General features: G+C 71.3%; 3 protein-coding genes, 1 tRNA gene and 1 pseudogene. 1 reads left to right on the top strand and 4 read right to left on the bottom strand.

Annotated features, from left to right (window positions below):
- Positions 1 to 52: 52 nt before the first annotated feature.
- Positions 53 to 271, bottom strand: coding sequence for a hypothetical protein (locus CCR97_RS31955; protein ID WP_244670740.1), 219 nt, complete (start codon positions 269 to 271; stop codon positions 53 to 55).
- 445 nt (positions 272 to 716) lie between these two features.
- Between CCR97_RS31955 and CCR97_RS29065 the strand changes: the two genes are divergently transcribed.
- Positions 717 to 793: transfer RNA gene (locus CCR97_RS29065), tRNA-Met, on the top strand.
- Positions 794 to 911: 118 nt separating this feature from the next.
- On the opposite strand, the gene CCR97_RS29060 is transcribed toward CCR97_RS29065, so the two are convergent.
- The 3 genes and pseudogenes from CCR97_RS29060 to CCR97_RS29050 form a co-directional block, all read right to left on the bottom strand.
- Positions 912 to 1,667, bottom strand: a complete 756-nt coding sequence (locus tag CCR97_RS29060) for a DNA-methyltransferase (protein WP_201160145.1) — start codon at positions 1,665 to 1,667, stop codon at positions 912 to 914.
- Entirely contained in the window at positions 1,601 to 1,843 is a 243-nt protein-coding gene (locus CCR97_RS32595) for a Com family DNA-binding transcriptional regulator (protein WP_420826109.1), read from the bottom strand. Before CCR97_RS32595 ends, CCR97_RS29060 begins: the two co-directional genes overlap by 67 nt.
- A gap of 126 nt (positions 1,844 to 1,969) precedes the next feature.
- Positions 1,970 to 2,613, bottom strand: a pseudogene (locus CCR97_RS29050) (hypothetical protein); the annotation flags it as partial.

The following is a 2,613-nucleotide window of genomic DNA, read 5'->3' as shown; positions in this document are numbered from 1 at the left end:
TGCTGCAGGAGAAGGGCCGCCTCGTCGACTTCCTGATGGACGACATCACCGGCTACTCGGACGCCCAGGTCGGCGCCGCGGCCGGGACGGCGGCGCGCCGGCCGCGGTCGAGCAGGATGGCGATCAGCAGGAACACGGCCAGCGCCGCGATCAGCGGCAGCGTGACGGCGTGGAGGATCCCCGTGTAGGCCGGCAGCACGATATCGAACACGAGGATCGCAATGGTCAGCACCGCCAGGGCGGCGGCGACGATGATCGAGACCTTACGCATGGTATGACCTTTGGCGGACGAAATTCCTCCGAAATCTATACCAGGGCGCGCCCTGCAGCCACCGGCTCGCACGGGCGGGCGACAGGGCGTGGCGCGGCATGGCCGCGCGGCGCGGGTATGGGTGCCAGCTACGGGCGCCAAGCGCGGGCGCGAGGTGCGGGTGGCGGGTACGGGCGGCGGGTGCTGCGCTGTGTGCCGCCCGGGAGGCTCGGCAGGTCCGCAATGCTGTCGCCTCGGCCGCATCCCTCTTGGCAAATCGAACCCGATGCCCTAGGTCTGGCGCGCGGTCCGGACGGTGTGCTAAGGAGCCGCTCCCGACGCGATTCTCGAGGCGGCGACGCCATGCGGATCGTCCGGGGAGCCGGCCCATCGGGCATCGACCGGCGAAACGAGCCTCGTAGCGTCACGTGCTTCGAGGTCCGTGTCGCGAGGTCCGGCCGACGGCGGCGGAGTAGCTCAGCTGGTTAGAGCAGCGGAATCATAATCCGCGTGTCGGGGGTTCGAGTCCCTCCTCCGCTACCACCCTCCTCAAAAACCGCGCTACTGAGTTCGGGGGCCGGTGCCTGCCGGCCGATCCGGAGTCCGTATGACGGCGCGTGCCCGCTGTAGCGCGCAAAATCGGATGGCAGAGCGCGCAAGATCACGTGGCAACAGTTTTGGCCCCCCTTGAAGCCGCCTTCACGGCCTCTTCGAGCCGCCGGCACGCCACCTCGTAGTAGGCCGGCTCGACCTCGATCCCGATATAGGGCAGCCCCCGGGCGACGCAGGCGACCCCGACCGTCCCCGACCCCATGAAGGGATCGAGGACCGGCCCCTCCATGACAGTGAGCAGCCCTGCCATCAGCTCGACCGGCTTGCCGGCGATGTGGTGTTTCACCTTCGGCACCGGCGCCCGGAACACGCCCGGAGCGATTCGGCCGGCAAGCGCCCGAGGGCCATTCGTGGCCCACACCCCATACTCGGCCTGCACCCGATATCGGCCGAGCTGGGGCCGGCTGGCCTCGGTCTTGTCCCAGGGCACGATCCCCCGCCACACCCACCCGGCGCACTGCACCGCGTCGGTGGTCACCGGCAGCTGCCGCCAGTCCGAGAAGACGACGAGCAAGGCCCCCGGCGGCACCAGGCGCCGGGCTCGCCCCATCCAGAGGGTCGACCAGGCCAGGAACGAGCGCTGGTCGCGGGTGTCGCCCTGGAACTCCGGATAGGCGCCGCGGCGGGAGTGGTGAAGGTACTTGGCCGAGGTCGCCGCCGCCCGGTCGCGGACGTTGCCGCCGCTGCAGTAAGGCGGGTCGGTCAGCACGGCGCCGACCGACCCGGGCGCGAGGTCGGTCAGGACGTCGAGCGCGTCGCCGAGGACGAGCGTGGCCGGCCCGATGGTCCGGCGTTCGATGGGCATCCGGGGTCTCCAGAGGACGGGCGCTCGGGGCGCTCTCGGGAGGGCTCGGACGGCCTCAGCACGTTGAAGGTGCCGCAGCGGCGGCATTTGATCTCGACCGGACCGGCGATGGCGCCGGCGGTCGCACGGAAAAGCAGCGCCCGGCAGCGGGCGCAATGGATGGTCTCCACTGACATTGTTCTCGAATCGTGCCACCCGTGAGCCGCTCGCCAGAGCCGCGACGGGGTGGCGGCCATTCAAGTGCGTCGCTCCGCGGGGCTGGTCGCCAAACGAGACCCGCGGCCGGGGACACCCGGGCCCCGTCACGTTCCACCTCCCTTTCCGTCCGGATTGGCCGTCACCGTGATGGTCGAGAGCACCGGCTGGCCCTTGGCCCAGGTGGTCTCGATCGACTCGGAAAACCACGTGCCGTCGATGCCGTCGCCGAAGCCGGAGGCGATCACCTTGGCCCCGGCCGAGTTGGCCGCACTGAACGGCACGATGAAGTGCCCGCCGCCCGTCGCCATGGTCAGCTCGGTCGCCCGCGCCTCGGCGGCCCGCTTCGCCTCGTCCTCGCTCGGCCGCGGATGGAGCAGCGTGTGCTGCGGCCCCTTGCCGGAGCCGCCCTTGTGGTCGACGGTCTTGCGCCGGCCGGTCTTCGGGTCGTGCCATGCGGCCACCACCTTGCCGTGGCGCGGCCGCGGCGTGCCGTTGATGCGCCAGCCGGCGCAGCCGATCCGGGTGACGCGGATCGGCGGCAGCTCGGACCCGCCGACGCCCTTGCCGGAGCCGCGCTTGGTGACGGTCAGCTTGCCGCCGGCCGGCTTGACGATGCCGCCGGCCTCGGCCGCGATCCGGGTCGCGAAGTCGATCGGGCTCGCCTCCCAGCGCAGCACATAGGGCAGCTTGATCGACGCCAGCGCCGGGTCGATCGCAACCGACAGGCCCGCGCCCTTGGCCGTGTCCT

The organism is Rhodoplanes elegans, assembly GCF_016653355.1.
Classification (GTDB): Bacteria; Pseudomonadota; Alphaproteobacteria; order Rhizobiales; family Xanthobacteraceae; genus Rhodoplanes; species Rhodoplanes elegans.
This window is presented reverse-complemented; position numbering and strand designations above follow the sequence as displayed.

Bases quoted from the DNA above. Each gene is read 5' to 3' on its own strand.
- CCR97_RS31955 (WP_244670740.1), bottom strand. From the start codon at position 271: ATGCGTAAGGTCTCGATCATCGTCGCCGCCGCCCTGGCGGTGCTGACC.
- CCR97_RS29060 (WP_201160145.1), bottom strand. From the start codon at position 1,667: ATGCCCATCGAACGCCGGACCATCGGGCCGGCCACGCTCGTCCTCGGC.
- CCR97_RS32595 (WP_420826109.1), bottom strand. From the start codon at position 1,843: ATGTCAGTGGAGACCATCCATTGCGCCCGCTGCCGGGCGCTGCTTTTC.